Below are 18,782 nucleotides of genomic sequence, written 5' to 3' on the forward strand. Positions count from 1 at the left end.
AAAATATAAGATATTAATATGTTTGGTCAGATTCTAGGTAACATAGGAAGTAGCATAGGTGGTGTTTTTGGTGGTGGGATATTATCGACTATTGGGCGATTTGCAGGTAAGGCATTAGGTGATTATTTAGAATATTTAAATCATGAACCTGAGGAATATTATCATTTTAAAAATATTAGGGAAAGTTTTGTTCTATCAAAAGCTGTTTATGGACATCCAATAGCGTTAGTCTTTGGTACGGCAAGGATCAATGGTAAAATAATTTGGGCAAACCAAATTAAGGAAGTACAAATTACCAGCGTTGCACAGCGAGGCGTATCAGATACTCAAGGAACTGCCGCCATACATAATTTAACAGAATGCGAATATTATTTATCCTTTGCAGTTGGCATATGTGAAGGTGAAATTGCTGAAATTAGTAGAGTATGGGCTAATGATCAGCTATTCAATCTTGAACAATATAAATTCAGGTTTTATTTAGGATCAGAAGAACAAATAGCCGATCCCTTAATTGCAGCAGCTGAGCCTCAAGGTCAAGTGCCAGCTTTTCGAGGATTAAGCTACGCGGTATTTGAAGAGCTACCATTAGCTGATTTTAATAATTCTATACCAAATTTCTCCTTTGAAGTAACCAGGAAAGCTAATATTCCTGATAATATTGAAAGTAAAAGCGTAGAGGATTTGGTTGAGGCGGTTGACATTATCCCAGGTTCAGGGGAATTTGTTTATGATTGCCTGGTGCAGTATAAGATTATCACCAACTCCTTGGATGGTATCATCAGTAAAAAACCAATAAATTCCAATAATTATCGTAACATTGCTGATAGTGTTTATAGCCTGGATCAAATGAAAATTATATGCCCTAACATCAAATGGATTGCACCAGTGGTGTGTTGGTTTGGTGATAGTTTGGATATTAAAAGCTGTACTATTAAGCCTGCCGTAGAATTTAATGATCCGCATACCCAATATTCGGAACAATGGCAAGTTGGTAAATATTTACGTGATACAGCAAGACTAGTATCACGAGATGCTGATAATTTTCCTAAATATGGCGGTACTGTTAATGATGCGAGTATCATACGTTACTTACAGGAATTAAAACGTAGAAACTTTAAAATCATGTTTTATCCAATGTTTTTTTTGGATATTTGGCAAAAACCATGGCGGGGTCATTTACAGGTTCAGTAAGTTCGGTAGTAGATTTTTTTAATAAAGATCAAGGTTATAATGATTTTATCCTGCATTACGCTGAATTAGTTAAGGATCATATTGATAGTTTTGTAATCGGTTCTGAGTTAATAGGTTTAACTAGTATCAGAGATCAACATAATAATTTTCCTGCTGTTATGGAACTGATAAAACTAGCAAAATTAGTTAAAAATATCGTTGGTGACAATGTACTTGTCACTTATGCCGCAGATTGGTCAGAATATCACCATACAAAAGACGGATGGCATAATTTAGATAAGTTATTTGCCTCAGAATATATAGATTTTGTCGGTATTGATGCTTATTTTCCTGTAACAAGAACGGTAAATTCCAGCATATCACCAGAAGAAATCATTAAAGGCTGGCAATCAGGTGAAGGATATGATTACTTTATAGATGAAAATGGTAGCCAACATGAATTATCGGCAGATTATGCTTGGAAGAATTTAAGACATTGGTGGGAGAATTATCACCGCAATCCTGATGGGATAACAACAGAATGGCAACCAAAAATGAAGAAAATTTGGTTTACAGAGTTTGGTTTCCCTTCCATTGATAAAGCAACTAATCAGCCTAATATATTCTTTGATCCTTTATGTATTGATGGCGGAGTACCAAAATATTCTACTGGTGAAGTTGATTTTTCCATTCAGTGTAAAGCTATACGGGGATTTATTGAATATTGGCAAACACAAGAATATATCGAACAAATGTTTTTATGGACTTGGGATGCCAGACCTTATCCAGCTTGGCCCCATAATAATATTTGGCGAGATGGTAACTTATGGGCAAAAGGACATTGGGTGAATAATAAGTTTGGGGCTTGTAGTTTATCGGCAATAATTCTTGAATTGTCTTATAGATGCGGTATTCCATTAAACAATATTGATGTATCAACTGTTGATGAATCTGTAGAAGGGCTGGTATTAAACAAAGCCTTATCTTGTATTGATATTATTAACTCCCTAAGGATTATATATTTCTTTGATATCATAGCTTATCAGCAGCAAATTAAGTTTGCCAAGCGTGGATATTCACCTCTCTGTAATATTAGTTCAAAAATATTGGTTAAATTATCAAGCAATAGTTATTTAGAACAAATGGAGATTTCTAAAACTAGCATTATCAGTAAACTAGGACTAAACTTCATCGATCGATATGATAATTATAATAATGGCTTTTGCCAAATAAATAGTGAAAATTTTTCACATAGAGCTATTCCAGTGTTAAAGCTACCTATTATACTATCTTATCTGGAAGCTGAAAGATTAGGGCAGTTAATCCTAAAAAATGCTGCTACTGAAACTAAAATTTTAAGATTTATCATGCCGGCAAATTTTATCAAATATCAACCGGGGGATTTTGTCTTATTGTATTATCGGAATTATCAATATCAAATTAGGATTATCTCTATGAAATTATCTCGTTTAACAGTAGAAATACAAGGAATTATCGATGAAGTTGAAAGTTATAGTCAATTGATGAGAAGTTGGTGACGTCGTCACTCGTCGCTCGCCTATTACTTATAGGCGTCGCTCCATCGTTCCTAGCACCAAATTCTCCTGAATTAACTATATATACTAGGAGGCTGCCTACGATAATTATTAAAGATAGATTTTTTTATCAAAACTATTATAATAAACTAGTAGGTTATATGGAAAGATCAATGTCAGCCTTTGATGCAAAAACTCATTTTTCTAAAATACTAGATCGGGCAAGCAAAGGTGAAGAAATATTAATTACCAAAAGAGGTAAAGTAACTGCAAAAATAGTACCAGTAAGTCTCGTAAAAGATATTGATTAGTGTCCAAATGGCAGCTATAAGAATTAGGAAATTAGCTAAAGAAATTAATTTTCAATTATCCGATTGGGAAGATTTTTAAAGCTATAAAGATGTGGATAGAGTGTTCACGAAAAAAAAGTTAAAGTAACAAGACGTCTATTAGCGAAGAGCTACTTTAGTAGTATTGATGCAATCCAAAAAATGACCAAAAATGGATTGCTTCGTCGGCTATGCCTTCTCGCAATGACGTATGCACCTGTAATATCAATTGAAATAATCATATGGAATTCGATCCTAATCTACTATCTCGTATACAATTTGCTTTTACTATAAGCTTCCATATAATTTTCCCGTCCTTCACAATTGGTCTTGCTAGCTGGCTGGCTGTAGTAGAAGGGTTATGGCTCAAAACTGGCAATAATATTTACCAAGAAATATATAAATTTTGGATTAAGATTTTTGCTATTACCTTTGGTATGGGGGTAGTATCCGGCGTTGTTCTGTCTTACCAAATTGGTACTAATTGGTCAGGTTTCTCTGATAAGGTAGGTAATGTACTTGGACCACTTCTCGGTTTTGAAGTGCTTACTGCCTTCTTTTTGGAATCATCTTTTCTTGGAGTGATGTTGTTTGGTTGGAATAAAGTTAGTAAAAAAATGCATTTTGCTGCTACTTTAATCGTGGCAATTGGTACAATTATCTCTGCCTTTTGGATTCTGTCAGCTAATAGCTGGATGCAAACTCCTACTGGTTATGAAGTACGAGCCGATAATATTTTATATCCGATAAATTGGTTAGAAATTATTTTTAATCCTTCATTTCCATATCGTTTCTGCCATATGATTGTTGCATCATACTTAACTACAGCCTTTGTTATTGGTGGCGTCGCTGCTTGGTATCTTGTACAGAAAAAATTTGTTGCCCATGCTAAAATCATGTTTGGTATGGCAATGTTGATGGCAGTATTTGTTGCTCCAATACAGCTTTTTATTGGTGACCAACACGGGTTAAATACTCTAGAACATCAGCCTGCAAAAATTGCTGCTATGGAAGGTATTTGGGATACAGAAAAAGGTGCTGCCCTTAGGGTCTTTGGCTGGCCATCAGCTCAAGAAGAGACAACAAAATATACGATAGATATTCCAAAAATTGCTAGTTTAATACTGACCCATAGCTTAGATGGAGAAGTACAAGGGCTAAAAGAATGGTCAAAAGAAAATCGCCCCCCGGTATTAATAGTATTTTTATGTTTCCGAATAATGGTAGGAATCGGTATGTTAATGATAATTACTGGGGTAATTGCCGTAGTCTTATATTTACGTAAAAGATTATTTGATACTAAATGGTTCCAATATTGGTGTATGTTGATGACGCCAACTGGCTTTGTAGCCGTGCTATCCGGATGGTTTGTTACGGAAATTGGTAGGCAACCTTATATAGTATATAATATAATCAGAACATCTGAAGCATCTTCACCAGTACTAGGGCAATATATCTTTACTTCATTAATTGCCTTTGTGATAGTTTATGTTTTTATATTTGGCAGTGCAACTTATTATATTATAGACTTAATAAAGAAAGGACCTACTATAATAACAAAAGAAGAGACATACGGTTTCCACAGTTTAGGAAATCCAATAGAGGAGAACAACAACCATGCTTAATTTTGCACCCTATATAGATTTACCTTTAGTTTGGGGTGGACTAATTGTCATAGCAATATTTCTGTATGTATTACTAGATGGTTTTGATCTGGGGGTTGGTATATTATTTCCATTTGCTCCTACTCAAGATTGCCGCAATAAAATGATGAATTCCATAGCACCATTTTGGGATGGTAATGAAACTTGGTTAGTTTTAGGTGGTGGTGGATTATTTGTTGCGTTCCCACTGGCTTATGCAATTTTGATGTCAGCCTTCTATATACCAATTATCGCAATGCTTTTGGGCTTAATTTTCCGCGGGGTAGCTTTTGAATTTAGATTTAAAGCGACTCCAAAGGATCGTTACATATGGGATTATTCTTTCCATTTTGGTTCTATCATTGCCGCCTTATTTCAGGGAATTATGCTGGGAGCTTTTATCCAAGGCGTTAAAGTGGATGGCAGGGTATTTGCTGGCGATGCTTTTGATTGGCTCACCCCTTTTTCTCTGATGACCGGTGTTGCTCTGGTATTTGGTTATGCCCTGCTTGGTTGTACTTGGCTGATCATGAAAACTGACAAAGATACGCAAATATGGGCTCGTAAATCTGCATCATATGTATTAATTTATGTTATGTTATTTATGGGGCTAGTAAGTTTATGGGTACCATTTTTAAACGAGAGAATTCGTATATTTTGGTTTACTATGCCTAATTTTGCATATCTCTCATTCATTCCTATTTTAACTATTTTTACCTTATTTATGTTATTCACCACTCTTTATAAAAATAAAGAATACCAGCCTTTTTGTTACTCAGTTTTACTTTTTACTCTGGGCTATTTAGGGCTAATTTTAAGCATTTGGCCTTTTACCGTACCATATCAAATATCTTTATGGCAATCGGCAGCAGTAGCCGAATCACAATCTCTGATGTTGGTAGGAGCTGCGTTACTTTTACCGATAATATTAGGTTATACAATTTATTGTTATTATATATTCCGTGGAAAATCAACTCATCACCCAATGTATTAGTAAATTGAGAAAAATTTTTATTTCTCAGAAATCCAAACAATGGCTTTGGTTTGTAATTTTATACTTAGTGGGGCTAATATTTGTGCTATCATTATCCTGTATAATTAAAGCTATCTTTTTTATATTTGGCTAAGCAATATTACTAGGTTCTGTGAACAAAATTTTAATTGGGTCTAGATTTCGACTCTTTTTAGCTGCAAATTATAAGATTTTTTTGAAATAGATACACTATTCCTGCAAAAATCTTATTAATTTTTGCTTAAAAACACTCGAAATCTAGACAATTAAAATTTTGTTCACAGAACCTAGCACTATCCTATCTTTAAATCAGCAAAGCATTAGCGACAAACTTAGTTAATGTAGGCTGCAAGAATGATGCTAATTCTTTATTGATTTCATCAATATTCTCTATTTTATTACCATCTCGGCTTAAGGTCATCTCACCAGAAGTAACATGCTGCATGACTGATTCAATTATTTGCTTGTGGTCGTGCTTACCGTCCATATATCGTAGAGCAAATTTCTCAAAAAGATTGATAGCTACCACTTCATGTCTTTGGTTTGTTACCCACATATTGGATGTATGAGTTACCTGATATGAAATAAGCTTTGATGCTTTAGGTTTATCAAGATTTACTTCCTTCCTAGTATTATGTAATGTTATATTAATATATCCTTGTAATACTAATTTCATGGCGTTAGCTAAAAGTTCAGTCTTTATTTCATTCAATTTTGCTCCATGCAACTTTTTATTACTACTTACAGCAATTTTATCAAAACTCATCGGGTTATTGATATTCTCAGAGAAAGTATAGAGTACCGCTTTCATATAAGGAGAAGATGTTGATAAACTATTATCCTTATTACCATTATAAAAAAATTTCTCTGGTTCAAGTGAATTAAGATCTATATCAACAAAAGGCTTTTCTGGCACTATATTAAATGTCATATTAAATTTAGTAATATCTTCGTTATTGATAGACCTATTTAATTTAACACTATTATGGCAAAGTAAGGTCGACCTAAATCGACGATTGGTAATGAAATCCATATATTGTTCTGTTCTAACAATATCATTTATTGCTTGTAATTTTTCCACTGCTTTTGCTGGCATATTTCCTAAATACATGGTAGAGACACTACAATCAGACAGATATTGTAGATTATTTTTTTTAGCCTCATCCATAAACTCATGAAAATAATATTGTACATTATCTTCTTCTAAATGGTCATGACGCAAATAATGATCATTTTGTTTGGCAAGCAAACTAGCTTCAGTTTGTAACACTTGAGCATAAGGAGAGTTGGAAGCTTCCAAGCTATCATTAATGAATTCAAGTAATAATCTAGATTGAGCAATTTTATCTTGAATGTTATTAAAGGTATTTGAGTGATAAAGCATCATATCTCTTATAGTACGAATCATATTCCAGCCGGGTAAGGTATTATAACTAATATACACAATACCATTATCTGATAAATTTTTATTACCTACTTCAAAAATTTTATCCTGAACAAATTTTGGCACCCAAGAGATTACCCCATGACAAATTATATAATCAAATTTACCAAATGATTCATCAATATCTGTAATAGAACAATGTCGGAATTCTATATTTTTAAGATTTAATCCTTCTTTATGTTTATTAGCTTCATCTATTTGTACTTTAGATAGATCGACTCCAATAAAGTGTGCTTTAGGATAATTAACAGCATGAGGTATTAAATTACCGCCTGCAGCACATCCTAGCTCCAAAACTCGAGCAGTTTCAACAGCCGGTGGTTTCATACCAAATAACACAGCAAGTGTTTGTAGGTGGTACGGATCGGTTAAAGCATACGGATAGCTTTCATAAGGTAGTTCATCGTATGTATTATGAGGAGCTGAGGTAAGCTCTAAATTAGTAGTCATATGTTCTCCACACTAAATTTAAATGCATTATATACTAAAAAACTTAATGCACTAATAGTCTTTTTACATTAAATTGGTAATCTATAAGTAAATCCTATACCAAATTCTCCAACCCCTATAGTTTTTTTGATAGGAGTCGCTGGTATAAATTGCTGGGTTTTCATATCTAAAGTATCATAATTAATCTTTATTGAATGAGCAGCTTGTAATTTTACTGCTATATCAATGCTAAAATTACTAGATAACTCCTTAGAAAGTCCAAGACCTACTTGCCAAGCAAAACAATTACTACGAGTATTTCTAATTCTAAAATACTCTACATCCATTAAGTTCCAACGAGAGGAAGCAGAGCTAACTTTTACTTGGGCGATTCCAGCACCTAATATGATAAAAGGAGTTATTTCTTTAATTTTGTCAAAATCATATACAATATTAAGCATATATAAATTGGAAATTATCTTAGTGGTGCCTGGAGTTTGTGGTATAATTAAACCGGCAACCTCTTGTTTGGGTAAAACATAATTTAGCTGGTATTGTGGATGATGCGTTGCTGAAAACTCAATAGCCATTTGCGGATAAAAGCTGTAACCAATCTTACCGCTATACATCTTAGACCTTTTTAAGGTAAAGTCAGTACCCGAATCATGGCGAAATTTCTTCACCACCGGCTCTACTATGCTGGCTTCCGCCCCAATATAAAAAAATCTCTGATCAGCCTCAATCTCATCTGCCTGAGCTTTGGTAAAAAACAAGAAATATATACAAATTATAGATAATATTTTTGGTAATTTATTCATTATACATTTTATCTTTATAGAAACCGTGAATTATATAACCATCCACTGATAGGTCAATATAAAAAATTTTTTGCAGCCTAATTATGGTTTTGTAAATTACATAACACGATCATCGGGATAAAAAATGCCAGAAGGTAAGCGTTCACGGTTTTTTGCTATTTTCTTATGATAAATAAAAAATCTGCTCGCCAAGCGTCTATTAGCGAGGAACCGCTTTACGGCGATGCGGCAATCCATAAAATGACCAAGAATGGATTGCGTCAATGCTACTAAAGTAGCTTCTCGCAATGACGTTTTGTACTTTAACTTTTTTCCGTGAACGCTCACTAAATTGTTTAGATATCTATTTAATCTTACAATATTTTCATTCTGTTTTATTTTACCTAATCTTCTTTAATCAAAGAGCGTATCAATGCATTAACAGCTTGTTGATGTGCAGGGTTACGAATTTTCATAAAATTCCTTGATACTTCTATACACATACGCTGATGTTGAGTATGTACAGGTTCAACATTATCAGCCTCTTCTAAACCATTATAAAAATAATCGATATTTTTTTCTAGTGCTTTAGCAATAAGAATTAGCCTACCCATTGGTATTCTATTGACACCCTTCTCATATTTTTGTAACTGCTGATGTGTTACTACTATTACCCTTGCAAGTTGTTGACGCGACAATCCCTTGGCAAGCCTTAAAGAATAGATCTTCTCACCTATAAATTTGTCAGCTTTTTCGATAAAGTCATTCTTTCGTGCCATAATTAACTCCCTTATGAATGAATTATTAAATTTTTGCAAATATATATTATTAACAAATGCAAAGATTACTGTCATATATTATCTAACCTAGAAAGGCAACAATTAAAATAGGTTTATTGCCATATAAACTAATCCACTATCAGTAAATAGCGATATATTGTTCTTTTACATACAAGTAATACTTAATATTATTTAACTTTTATATAATCATAATGATCTTATAGATACTTACCTATCTTGTAAATTATAATTTTATTTTTATTGGATTTTTTAAGCATAGTACCCTACAATTTTTGTTATATAAGTGTCACAATAGCATAAAAACATCAATAGACCTCTTGCAAAACTCTACTTTTGCTGGTAATTTGTGCGTGATACCGGTACTCTGCTCCTCACGTACATTTGAGTCATATCTTTACCCACAAGTTGCAAGAGGGGGGAATAGTGTAATAATATCAGCTAAGGAAATCATAAAGTTGGTATTGATATGAATAAATGGGTAGAAAGTGAAGTAGAATGTGTAGATTTGGGAGATGAGAGATTAAACACACGGTTCAAGAAAATTTTATCGCAATTTTCTGATAGACCGAGCAGTAGTATTAATGGCAGCTTTAGGGGGTGGCATGAGACTAAAGCGACATACAGGTTTTTTGATAATAGTAATGTTGGTGTCGATAAAATACTAGGTTCTGTTGACAAAATTTTAATTGTTTAGATTTTGAGTATTTTTAAGCGAAAATTAATAATATTTTTGCCGGAATAGTTAGTTCTATTTCAAAAAAATCTTATAATTTGCAGCTAAAAAGAGTCGAAATCTAGTAATTTAAATTTTGTTCACAGAGCCATAGTAAGTAAAAATTCCCTAATAATTGTTTACAATAGTTATTCTATATTTTTACTGCCCTGACCATCAAGACCTTTGGTGCCATCCAGCTTTGCATTAACTAAAGATATTTTACTAACAAAAGCTCTAATAAAATTAACATTTGTTAAATCAGTATCATTAAAATTTGTATTATAAAGTTTAGCAGATTCTAAATTGCTCCCAATAAGAGATGATTTGCTAAAATCTGTGTTACTTAGATTTGCCATAGTTAGATCAGTATTTTGTAATATACAATTCTGGATTATAGCATTAGATAAATCGATACCTTTAAGAACAGAGCCTGAGAAAATAGTTTGGTTAAATGCCAGACCTGACAAATTTAAACCTTGTAAATTGATATTTGATAAATCTTTCACCTGCTCTAAATCTTTTATATAATATATAGTATTTACTGATTTAAACTTATAAAAGTCCTGACTATTTAATACAATATTTCTATTGAAATCTGAATTAATAAAATTATTATCTTTATATCTCACATTATTTAATTGAGAGTTTATGATTGGCGAACTATCAAAAATGACTTCTGATAAATCTGAATTTATGATAGCTATCTGATAAAAATGGCTATCAACAAATTTTATCCCATTTAAAACAGTATTTTGTATCAGTGCTTTAGTAAAATTTACCGTATTAAATTTAGTAGCAGAGAAATTAGAGTTTATTAATTCACTATTGGTCAAATCAGAATTAATAATAGTTGCTTGCTTGACATAGCTATTATTCAATAATATGCCAGTAAGATTACTATTCTCAATATCAACATTATCAATATTAATTTTATTTAACTTAAGCAAAATGCTATTACAATTTTTTATTGATAAATCCTTTATGTTAGTGTCATTAAAATGAGCATTATCCATCACACTATTTTGAATTTGTACTTGCTTTAATTGTACATTATTAAAATTGGTATTCTTAAAATTACAACTTTCAATAATTGTGTTGGTAAAATCCGCAGACTGAAAAGAAGAGAAAGAAAATAACGAGTTAGTAAGCTTTATATTTTTTAATTGAGCTTGATTAATAATAGCATGAGTAAAATCTGAATTGCTAATCACCGCTCCAGTAAAGTCCACCCCAGTTAGATCCACAGATTCACAATAACAATTAGTCATATTGAGGTAATTAGCTAATATTTGCCGTAAATCTGTACCATAAAAAATAGAATTTGAGATAACTGCTTTTTTAAAACTACCTTTTGCTAAATTACTTTTTTGAAAATTAGAATTACTGATCATAGCCTCATCAAATACAGCTCTAGTAAGATTTGCATTTTCAAAATTAATATTGTCTAAATTAGCTTTGACAAAGTCAGTGTCCTCAAGATTTGATTGAATAAGATTACTATTTCTCAAATGAGTATTCTCAAACATCGATGCTTGAAAATCTGCACCATAAGCTGATATATTTTTTAATATAGTATTAGAAAGATCACTTTCTTGAATTATAGATTTTGTTAAAATTGCATTCTCAAAATTTGTTCCTGAAAAATCTACTCGTGATATTTCGCAAAAACTTAAGTCAACACCAGAAAGATCCTCATTTGTTAGTTTAACACCTACTAACTTTAACCCCCTAAGATTTGCACCAAATTTATTTTTAATATTTACTGGTAGCTTATTTTTATTCTGCTCTGCTATATAATTCCTAATAACAAGACTTTGACTATTAGATAACAAACCATCTGCATTTCTTGAAGAATCTGAACATCCGGTAAGGACTAAAAGCGAAGCTAGAATCAAGGATTTTAGCTTATAGCTAATCCGAGTAGTATTTATCCGTAGCAAACTAATGTTTATTAGTGAGGAAATGATATAGTCAATTGATGAGAAGTTGGTGATGTTGTCGCTCAATGCTTGCCTATTACTTATAGGCGTCTCTCCATCGCTTCTGCTACTCAATTCTCCTGAATTGACTATACCACCCCTGTTACTAATGTCATCCTGCTTCAGTGTGGGTTCTAGATTCCCGCCTACGTGGAAATGACATAGGATTGGAGTAATATTAATCAGATTAGCTATAAAATATTCAAATAACTTGAAGCATTTGAATATTTTATAAGACATTCTTCCTGCCTTTTATGTAATAATATAAAGAAGAAAATATTAGGATTTTTACTAAGCCACTTGGTATAAGTATTATAAATCCGCTATAAATAGCTTGTTTAAATCCTATAATTGTCGCTAACCAACTAACTCCCAAAGAAAAAATTATAATGTGACCAATGAGACAGCTAAAAAACACTCCTAAGAATTTGTTATTAAACTCTTTAGAAAACTTACTATTAAGTATACCCATCACAGGAGTTGCAATTAAAAATCCTATCAGATAGCCACCTGTTGTACCAAACAAAACATGTAATCCACTAGATAGTTTTGCAAATATTGGTAGCCCTGCCACGCCAATTGTAATATAAGCTAAAACCGTAGCAAAACTAAGTCGTGGGCTATAAGTAACAGCAATAATACAAATCACTACAGTTTGCATGGATATCGGCACTGGCTGGATAGGAATAACAATTTGCGACCCAGCAAAAAGAGCTGCTACCCCCATTATTACTTTAGCAATTAACAGATAGTTATTCACTATCGAGCTTGGTAAAGTTGTTTTATTCATAATTGTCATAAAAATCCTCGTCATTAAATTTATTACTAGGAATATGTAAATTGAGTAATTTCAATTTGCGGTGTAAAGCAGAACGTTCCATACCTACAAAGGTAAATAAAATTACTTTCACTAATATATATTTTAAAGAGTGTTCTTTCTACCTCTTATATAGTAGTAATATAAAGAAGAAAATATTAGCATCTTTACTAAGCCACTCGGTATAAATACTATAAATCCGCTATAAATAGCCTGTTTAACTCCTATAATTGTTGCTAACCAACTAACTCCCAAAAAGTAAATTATAAGATGCCCTATAAGACAAGTACAAAATATACTCAAATGACGTGAGTATGTTCCAGTAAATCTTTCAGAAAACTTACTGTTAAGTATACCCATCACAGGAGTTGCAATTAAAAATCCTATCAGATAACCACCTGTTGCACCAAGCAAAACATGTAATCCACTTGATAGCGCAAATATTGGTAGCCCTATCACACGAATTGTAATATAAGCTAAAACCGTAGCAAAACTAAGTCTTGGGCTATAAGTAACAGCAATAATACAAATCACTACAGTTTGCATGTTTATTACTACTGGCTGGATAGGAATAACAATTTGTGCCCCAGCAAAAAGAGCTGCTACCCCCATTATTACTTTAGCAATTAACAGATAGTTATTCACTATCGAGCTTGGTAAAGTTGTTTTATTCATAATTGTCATAAAAATCCTCGTCATTAAATTTATTACTAGGAATATGTAAATTGAGTAATTTCAATTTGCGATGTAATGCTGAACGTTCCATACCTACAAAGGCTGAGGTCTTAGAAATATTATTATTAAACCTATGCATCTGAGCAGCTAAATATTGTTTTTCAAAAACCTCCCTTGCCTCTCTTAACGGCATGATCATTATATCAACATTATCTTCCTGCTTTGCAGGACTAGAACCATTAACTAAAATTTCTGGTGGTATCATAGTTGGTTTTATCACTTGATTATTATTTGAAGATAACGGATTCATAATTAAAGTCCACTCTATTACATTACGTAATTGCCTTATATTACCTGGCCAACTATAAACTTGAAAAGCGGCAATTGTTTCATCAGAAAACTCACGTGTTTTTAAACCAGAAAACTTAGAAAGTTGCTTAACAAAATACTTCACTAATGCAGACATATCATCCTTTCTCTCATATAAAGATGGAATTTTTAGGGAAATAACGTTTAATCGATGATATAAATCCTCCAAAACTTCACCTTTACTTATTTCTTTTTGTATAGTCTTAGAAGTTGCAGCAATAAACCTTATATCTAGTTTTATTGGTTTACTTCCTGGCTTATGAAACATTTGGTCTTGCAAAAATTTAAGTAATTGTACTTGTGCCGAAATTGGTAAACCACTAATTTCATCTATGTACAAAGTGCCATTATTTGCTATTTCTAATATCGAAGGACGTCTAATATCCTGGTTATCTATTCCCTTAAATAATTCTTGATGAATACGGTCAGGATCCATACATACTGGACTAAAGATTACGAAAGATCCACTAGCCCTTTTTGATTTCTTATGAATTAACCGAGCAGCTAGTTCTTTACCACTACCAATTTTGCCTTGAATAAATACTCTACTAGTAGCTAAAGCAGCTTTTTCAATATCAGACTTAAGTTTGGCGGTAATGTGAGAGTTACCTATAAGCTCAGTTTTATTAATAACCTTTGATTTTAGATCAAGATTCTCACGCTTTAACTTAGTTGCCTCACAGGCTCTTTTTAACAAGATCACTAGCTTATCATGACTAAACGGTTTTTCTAGATAATCATAGGCCCCCATTTTGATAGCATTTACTGCAGTTTCAATAGTACCATGCCCGCTGATAACTATCACAGGCATTAGCGGGTAACGTTTTTTTACTATCTCCAGAACCCCAAGTCCATCAAGCTCGCTACCCTGCAGCCAAATATCTAAAATAATTGCTGAGGGGGTTTTTTCATGAAGTATTTTTAAAGCCTGCATGCTATTAGCAGCAGTTTTGGTAGTAAAACCCTCCTCTTTTAAAATATCTGAGACTAAATCTCTAATATCTGCTTCATCATCAACCACAAGAACATCTATAGACATCAATTTTTCCTAAAACTAATTATTGAAATTATAGGTTAATAGCTAATATAAAAGAAATCAACTAATTTTTATAACATTTTTACCACATAATCAAAACTATACAATTTTCCTATTTAAGTACATGTTTTATAAGAGAGATAGTAACAGCTCGCTTATGCACTAATGCATAATGCGTTATTGCCCCTAATAATTTTATCATTTGATCAAATTGCCTTGGCAAATTAATTAATAAATATCCAATTACACAGTCAGATACCTTAACCGATTGATCAGAAAAATACTTAAAAATTAATTTGCTCATCAATTCATCATCTGGCTGTTTTATTTCTAATCTTAAAACAGAATTGATTCTTGAGGATAAATCCTGTAATGCAAAATTATTAGCTAAACTTCCTGTAGTCATCAACAAATATTTACGATACTCACTTATTAAATTAAAACAATGGAGAGCCTTCTTTTCCTGCCAAAATTCTATATCTTCCATAATAAAAGCATTATACTTCATAACATGCTCTGTACTAAGTATATCTGAATCTTTTTTTATAAAAAATGCATTCGACAAATTTTGCCATATTTTACTAAGATATGTTTTACCAGAGGAAGGAGACCCATAAAGCAAAATTGTAAACTCATAGGGTTTACTGCCCCAAATTCTCGACCAGTTTTTTATTGAATTGTATGCGATTTGATTAGAAGGTGAATTAATAAAATTATCTAGAACATATCGATCATTACCAAATAATGGTAATACATATTGTTGGGAATCTCTCATCTTTAAGTCTTATAAAACTTACTAGATTTATAAAAATCGATAGCAGATAAAAACAAAACTTTTACTATACTGGCAATTGGTATAGCAAATAATATACCCAAGAAACCAAATATATTACCTAATGCGAGAACTGCAAATATTATCCAAAGAGGATGTAGACCGATCTTATCACCTATAATTTTCGGTGATAAAATATATCCTTCAACTATTGTGCCAACCAAATAAATAATGATTATATAAAATAAGGTACTGACCATACCAAAAGCAAAATAACTAACAATCATGGTAAGAGAAAAGGATATTAAGATGCCAACAAATGGTATAATTATTGAAAAACCAGATAAAACCCCTAACAATAATCCTAAATCTACACCAAGAATCGACAAAGAAACTCCGTAATAGATTGATAATAATAAACAAACATTTAGCTGTCCCCTTATATAAGCAGACAAGGAAGTATTAATGGCTGATAATATTTTTAGAATTTTCTTTTTACCTTTCAAAGGTAGTAAAAGGTTTATATTTTCTGACATTGTTAACCAATCTCGTAAAAAATAAAATAATATAAGTGGTATTAATAAAATCAACACAAATAAATTGATTGTTACCATAGTAACATGCCAAATATTATTAGCAAGCCCTGTGATCAACAAAAATATACCATTAACAAAGTTACTAATAGAATTTTTTATATTATCAGCAATATCTGGATCTATTGAATAAAATTTTGCCGTAATAACAGGTATTAATTCAGTTTGTAAATAATCTTTATAAGCTGGAATTTTACTAATTAGCAAAGTTGTTTGTTGATATATGATAGGCAGCAACACTACAATTACTATAGCAAAAATGCTAAAAAATAGAAAGGAAATTACTGAAACTACTATAGTTCTAGATAATTTATATCGTAACGACAGATTATCGATTATAGGCTGTAATATATATGATATTATCCCAGCTATAAAAAATGGCATCAATATATTAGAGATCAGAGTCAAAGTTACTATAATAGTGCCAACAACAATAACCCAAAAAATAGTTTTATCCAAGATGGTTCCTCTTCTTTTATAAATTACTGCAAAGTATAGCTTTTCCTTATATCATAGTCAATTGATGAGAAATTGGTGACGTTGTTACTCGTTGCTCGCATATTACATATAGGCTTTATTCCATCACTCCTAGGAGACTGTCTACATCAAAGATTTTTTTGAAGGCTAACTCTATATTTATTTTAATTAGTAATCATAACTTATCTGATAATCCGCCATTTAGGGCTTTCAGTAGTTCAGTGATCTTAGCAACAGATAGTTTGGTTATTTCCGCTACTTCCTCAATAGAACTGCCATTTTCTATCATCATTTTTATTAATTCAGCTTTACCTTCTGCTCTACCTTCTGCTCTACCTTCTTCTTTGCCTTCAGCTTTACCAATTTGGATACCTTCTTCTCTGCCTTTATCCTCAAATTTTTTGATAGTGTTAGCTTCAATAAGTATCCATTTTAGATGATCTTCATATGATTCACGTTCTTCCTCAGTGAAATTCATCACATCCAGAACTGTCAGGGCTTTTTTTAGGCTAGCATCATTCAGTTCTTTTGGTAAATTATCTTTGTTTAGCAAATCGTGTCTTGTTAAAAAGGCACTCCACATGTCAAGAGAGTTTTTTACCTTCTTTACTATGTCCGTCAGCTGTTCTTTTGGATTATTAGTGAATTTATTTAGCTCAATAGTATGCAATTCTAAATCTTTGAAATATAACAAACCACTATCTTTTTCTACTATGTGAAATACATTGTGATATTTTTTTTCATTGGGAATAGAAGTAAAATTTAATATATGAATACCAATGGCTTTCGATAAAGTAGCATAACCTGAAGAGATTTTTAATTGTTCAGTATATAATTTTGCCCAGTAATACAAGGCTCTTTTATCATAATCAGCTTCATCAGTAATTTGCATTTCAATATTAAATCTTTTGCCATCTTTTCCTTGTGCTTTAATATCTAAAATTGACAATTTATCGCTCTTGAAATTTTTTGGATTATATGGATTAAGAAGCTGCACTTCTGCCACTTGATCTTCTCTAGATACAATCGAATTGATCAGCGAAATAAGCAAATCCTTATTCTCTTCAACACCGAAGATTTTTTTAAAGGCAATATCGACTCTAGGACTAATATTTGACATAAATCTAACTCTATATTTATTTTAATTAGTAATCATAACTTATCTGATAATCCGCCACTTAGGACTTTCAGTAGTTCAGTGATCTTAGCAACAGATAGTTTGGTTATTTCCGCTACTTCCTCAATAGAACTGCCATTTTCTATCATCATTTTTATTAATTCAGCTTTACCTTCTGCTCTACCTTCAACTTTACCTTCAGCTTTACCAATTTGGATACCTTCTTCTCTGCCTTTATCCTCAAATTTTTTGATAGTGTTAGCTTCAATAAGTATCCATTTTAGATGATCTTCATATGATTCACGTTCTTCCTCAGTGAAATTCATCACATCCAGAACTGTCAGGGCTTTTTTTAGGCTAGCATCATTCAGTTCTTTTGGTAAATTATCTTTGTTTAGCAAATCGTGTCTTGTTAAAAAGGCACTCCACATGTCAAGAGAGTTTTTTACCTTCTTTACTATGTCCGTCAGCTGTTCTTTTGGATTATTAGTGAATTTATTTAGCTCAATAGTATGCAATTCTAAATCTTTGAAATATAACAAACCACTATCTTTTTCTACTATGTGAAATACATTGTGATATTTTTTTTCATTGGGAATAGAAGTAAAATTTAATATATGAATACCAATGGCTTTCGATAAAGTAGCATAACCTGAAGAGATTTTTAATTGTTCAGTATATAATTTTGCCCAGTAATACAAGGCTCTTTTATCATAATCAGCTTCATCAGTAATTTGCATTTCAATATTAAATCTTTTGCCATCTTTTCCTTGTGCTTTAATATCTAAAATTGACAATTTATCGCTCTTGAAATTTTTTGGATTATATGGATTAAGAAGCTGTACTTCTGCCACTTGATCTTCTCTAGATACAATCGAATTGATTAGCGAAATAAGCAAATCCTTATTCTCTTCAACACCGAAGATTTTTTTAAAGGCAATATCGACTCTAGGACTAATATTTGACATAAATCTAACTATATATTTATTTTTTACAAATGGTTATATCTATAAATATAGCAGATTTTTATGCTCCACTAATAGCTGTTTTCATTATTTTTGCGATATTTTATT

At 31.9% G+C, this 18,782-nt stretch carries 16 protein-coding genes and 1 pseudogene; 6 read left to right on the forward strand and 11 right to left on the reverse strand.

The features are described from left to right. Positions 1 to 18 precede the first annotated feature (18 nt). The 5 genes from AAGD42_RS05790 (at position 19) to cydB (ending at position 5,671) form a co-directional block, all read left to right on the forward strand. Positions 19 to 1,191 carry a hypothetical protein gene (locus tag AAGD42_RS05790; RefSeq protein ID WP_341752591.1) on the forward strand — a complete coding sequence of 391 codons (1,173 nt, stop codon included), beginning with the start codon at positions 19 to 21 and terminating at the stop codon, positions 1,189 to 1,191. Next, entirely contained in the window at positions 1,164 to 2,708 is a 1,545-nt protein-coding gene (locus AAGD42_RS05795) for a glycoside hydrolase TIM-barrel-like domain-containing protein (protein WP_341752592.1), read from the forward strand. Before AAGD42_RS05790 ends, AAGD42_RS05795 begins: the two co-directional genes overlap by 28 nt. 158 nt (positions 2,709 to 2,866) lie before the next feature. Then, positions 2,867 to 3,016, forward strand: a complete 150-nt coding sequence (locus AAGD42_RS05800; RefSeq protein WP_341752593.1) for a type II toxin-antitoxin system Phd/YefM family antitoxin — start codon at positions 2,867 to 2,869, stop codon at positions 3,014 to 3,016. A gap of 260 nt (positions 3,017 to 3,276) precedes the next feature. Continuing rightward, positions 3,277 to 4,659 (forward strand): cytochrome ubiquinol oxidase subunit I, encoded by a 1,383-nt coding sequence (locus AAGD42_RS05805; protein WP_341752594.1) that lies wholly within the window; start codon positions 3,277 to 3,279, stop codon positions 4,657 to 4,659. Continuing rightward, positions 4,652 to 5,671 (forward strand): cytochrome d ubiquinol oxidase subunit II, encoded by a 1,020-nt coding sequence (gene cydB / locus AAGD42_RS05810; protein WP_341752595.1) that lies wholly within the window; start codon positions 4,652 to 4,654, stop codon positions 5,669 to 5,671. The genes AAGD42_RS05805 and cydB overlap by 8 nt, the downstream gene beginning before the upstream one ends. 322 nt (positions 5,672 to 5,993) lie before the next feature. On the opposite strand, the pseudogene AAGD42_RS05815 reads toward cydB, so the two are convergent. The 3 genes and pseudogenes from AAGD42_RS05815 to AAGD42_RS05825 form a co-directional block, all read right to left on the reverse strand. After that, positions 5,994 to 7,550, reverse strand: a pseudogene (locus AAGD42_RS05815) (methyltransferase regulatory domain-containing protein); the annotation flags it as partial. A 101-nt stretch (positions 7,551 to 7,651) separates the two neighbouring features. Beyond that, entirely contained in the window at positions 7,652 to 8,380 is a 729-nt protein-coding gene (locus AAGD42_RS05820) for an outer membrane protein (RefSeq protein WP_341752596.1), read from the reverse strand. A gap of 383 nt (positions 8,381 to 8,763) precedes the next feature. Further along, positions 8,764 to 9,138, reverse strand: coding sequence for a helix-turn-helix domain-containing protein (locus tag AAGD42_RS05825; protein WP_341750987.1), 375 nt, complete (start codon positions 9,136 to 9,138; stop codon positions 8,764 to 8,766). 487 nt (positions 9,139 to 9,625) lie between these two features. On the opposite strand from AAGD42_RS05825, the gene AAGD42_RS05830 reads away from it, so the two are divergent. After that, a complete protein-coding gene (locus AAGD42_RS05830) occupies positions 9,626 to 9,853 on the forward strand; it encodes a transposase (RefSeq protein ID WP_341752597.1) in 228 nt (75 codons plus the stop codon). Positions 9,854 to 10,020: 167 nt separating this feature from the next. On the opposite strand, the gene AAGD42_RS05835 is transcribed toward AAGD42_RS05830, so the two are convergent. From AAGD42_RS05835 to AAGD42_RS05870, 8 genes are all read right to left on the reverse strand, one after another. Continuing rightward, positions 10,021 to 12,093, reverse strand: coding sequence for a pentapeptide repeat-containing protein (locus AAGD42_RS05835; protein ID WP_341752598.1), 2,073 nt, complete (start codon positions 12,091 to 12,093; stop codon positions 10,021 to 10,023). Then, positions 12,083 to 12,652: a biotin transporter BioY gene (locus AAGD42_RS05840; protein ID WP_341752599.1), complete on the reverse strand. Its 570-nt coding sequence runs from the start codon at positions 12,650 to 12,652 to the stop codon at positions 12,083 to 12,085. Before AAGD42_RS05840 ends, AAGD42_RS05835 begins: the two co-directional genes overlap by 11 nt. Before the next feature lie 123 nt (positions 12,653 to 12,775). Then, positions 12,776 to 13,354, reverse strand: coding sequence for a biotin transporter BioY (locus tag AAGD42_RS05845; protein WP_341752600.1), 579 nt, complete (start codon positions 13,352 to 13,354; stop codon positions 12,776 to 12,778). Beyond that, entirely contained in the window at positions 13,338 to 14,756 is a 1,419-nt protein-coding gene (locus AAGD42_RS05850; RefSeq protein ID WP_341752601.1) for a sigma-54 dependent transcriptional regulator, read from the reverse strand. Before AAGD42_RS05850 ends, AAGD42_RS05845 begins: the two co-directional genes overlap by 17 nt. A gap of 106 nt (positions 14,757 to 14,862) precedes the next feature. Beyond that, the gene (locus AAGD42_RS05855) at positions 14,863 to 15,525 is read right to left on the reverse strand and encodes an HdaA/DnaA family protein (RefSeq protein ID WP_341752602.1); all 663 of its coding nucleotides are present in this window, start codon (positions 15,523 to 15,525) and stop codon (positions 14,863 to 14,865) included. A 2-nt stretch (positions 15,526 to 15,527) separates the two neighbouring features. Then, entirely contained in the window at positions 15,528 to 16,574 is a 1,047-nt protein-coding gene (locus tag AAGD42_RS05860) for an AI-2E family transporter (protein ID WP_341752603.1), read from the reverse strand. 193 nt (positions 16,575 to 16,767) lie between these two features. Next, entirely contained in the window at positions 16,768 to 17,712 is a 945-nt protein-coding gene (locus AAGD42_RS05865; RefSeq protein WP_341752604.1) for an Rpn family recombination-promoting nuclease/putative transposase, read from the reverse strand. Positions 17,713 to 17,744: 32 nt separating this feature from the next. Continuing rightward, entirely contained in the window at positions 17,745 to 18,677 is a 933-nt protein-coding gene (locus AAGD42_RS05870; protein ID WP_341752605.1) for an Rpn family recombination-promoting nuclease/putative transposase, read from the reverse strand. Between the last annotated feature and the right edge of the window lie 105 nt (positions 18,678 to 18,782).

Origin of the sequence: Candidatus Tisiphia endosymbiont of Dioctria linearis, from assembly GCF_964026545.1 — a bacterium.
Classification (GTDB): Bacteria; Pseudomonadota; Alphaproteobacteria; order Rickettsiales; family Rickettsiaceae; genus Tisiphia.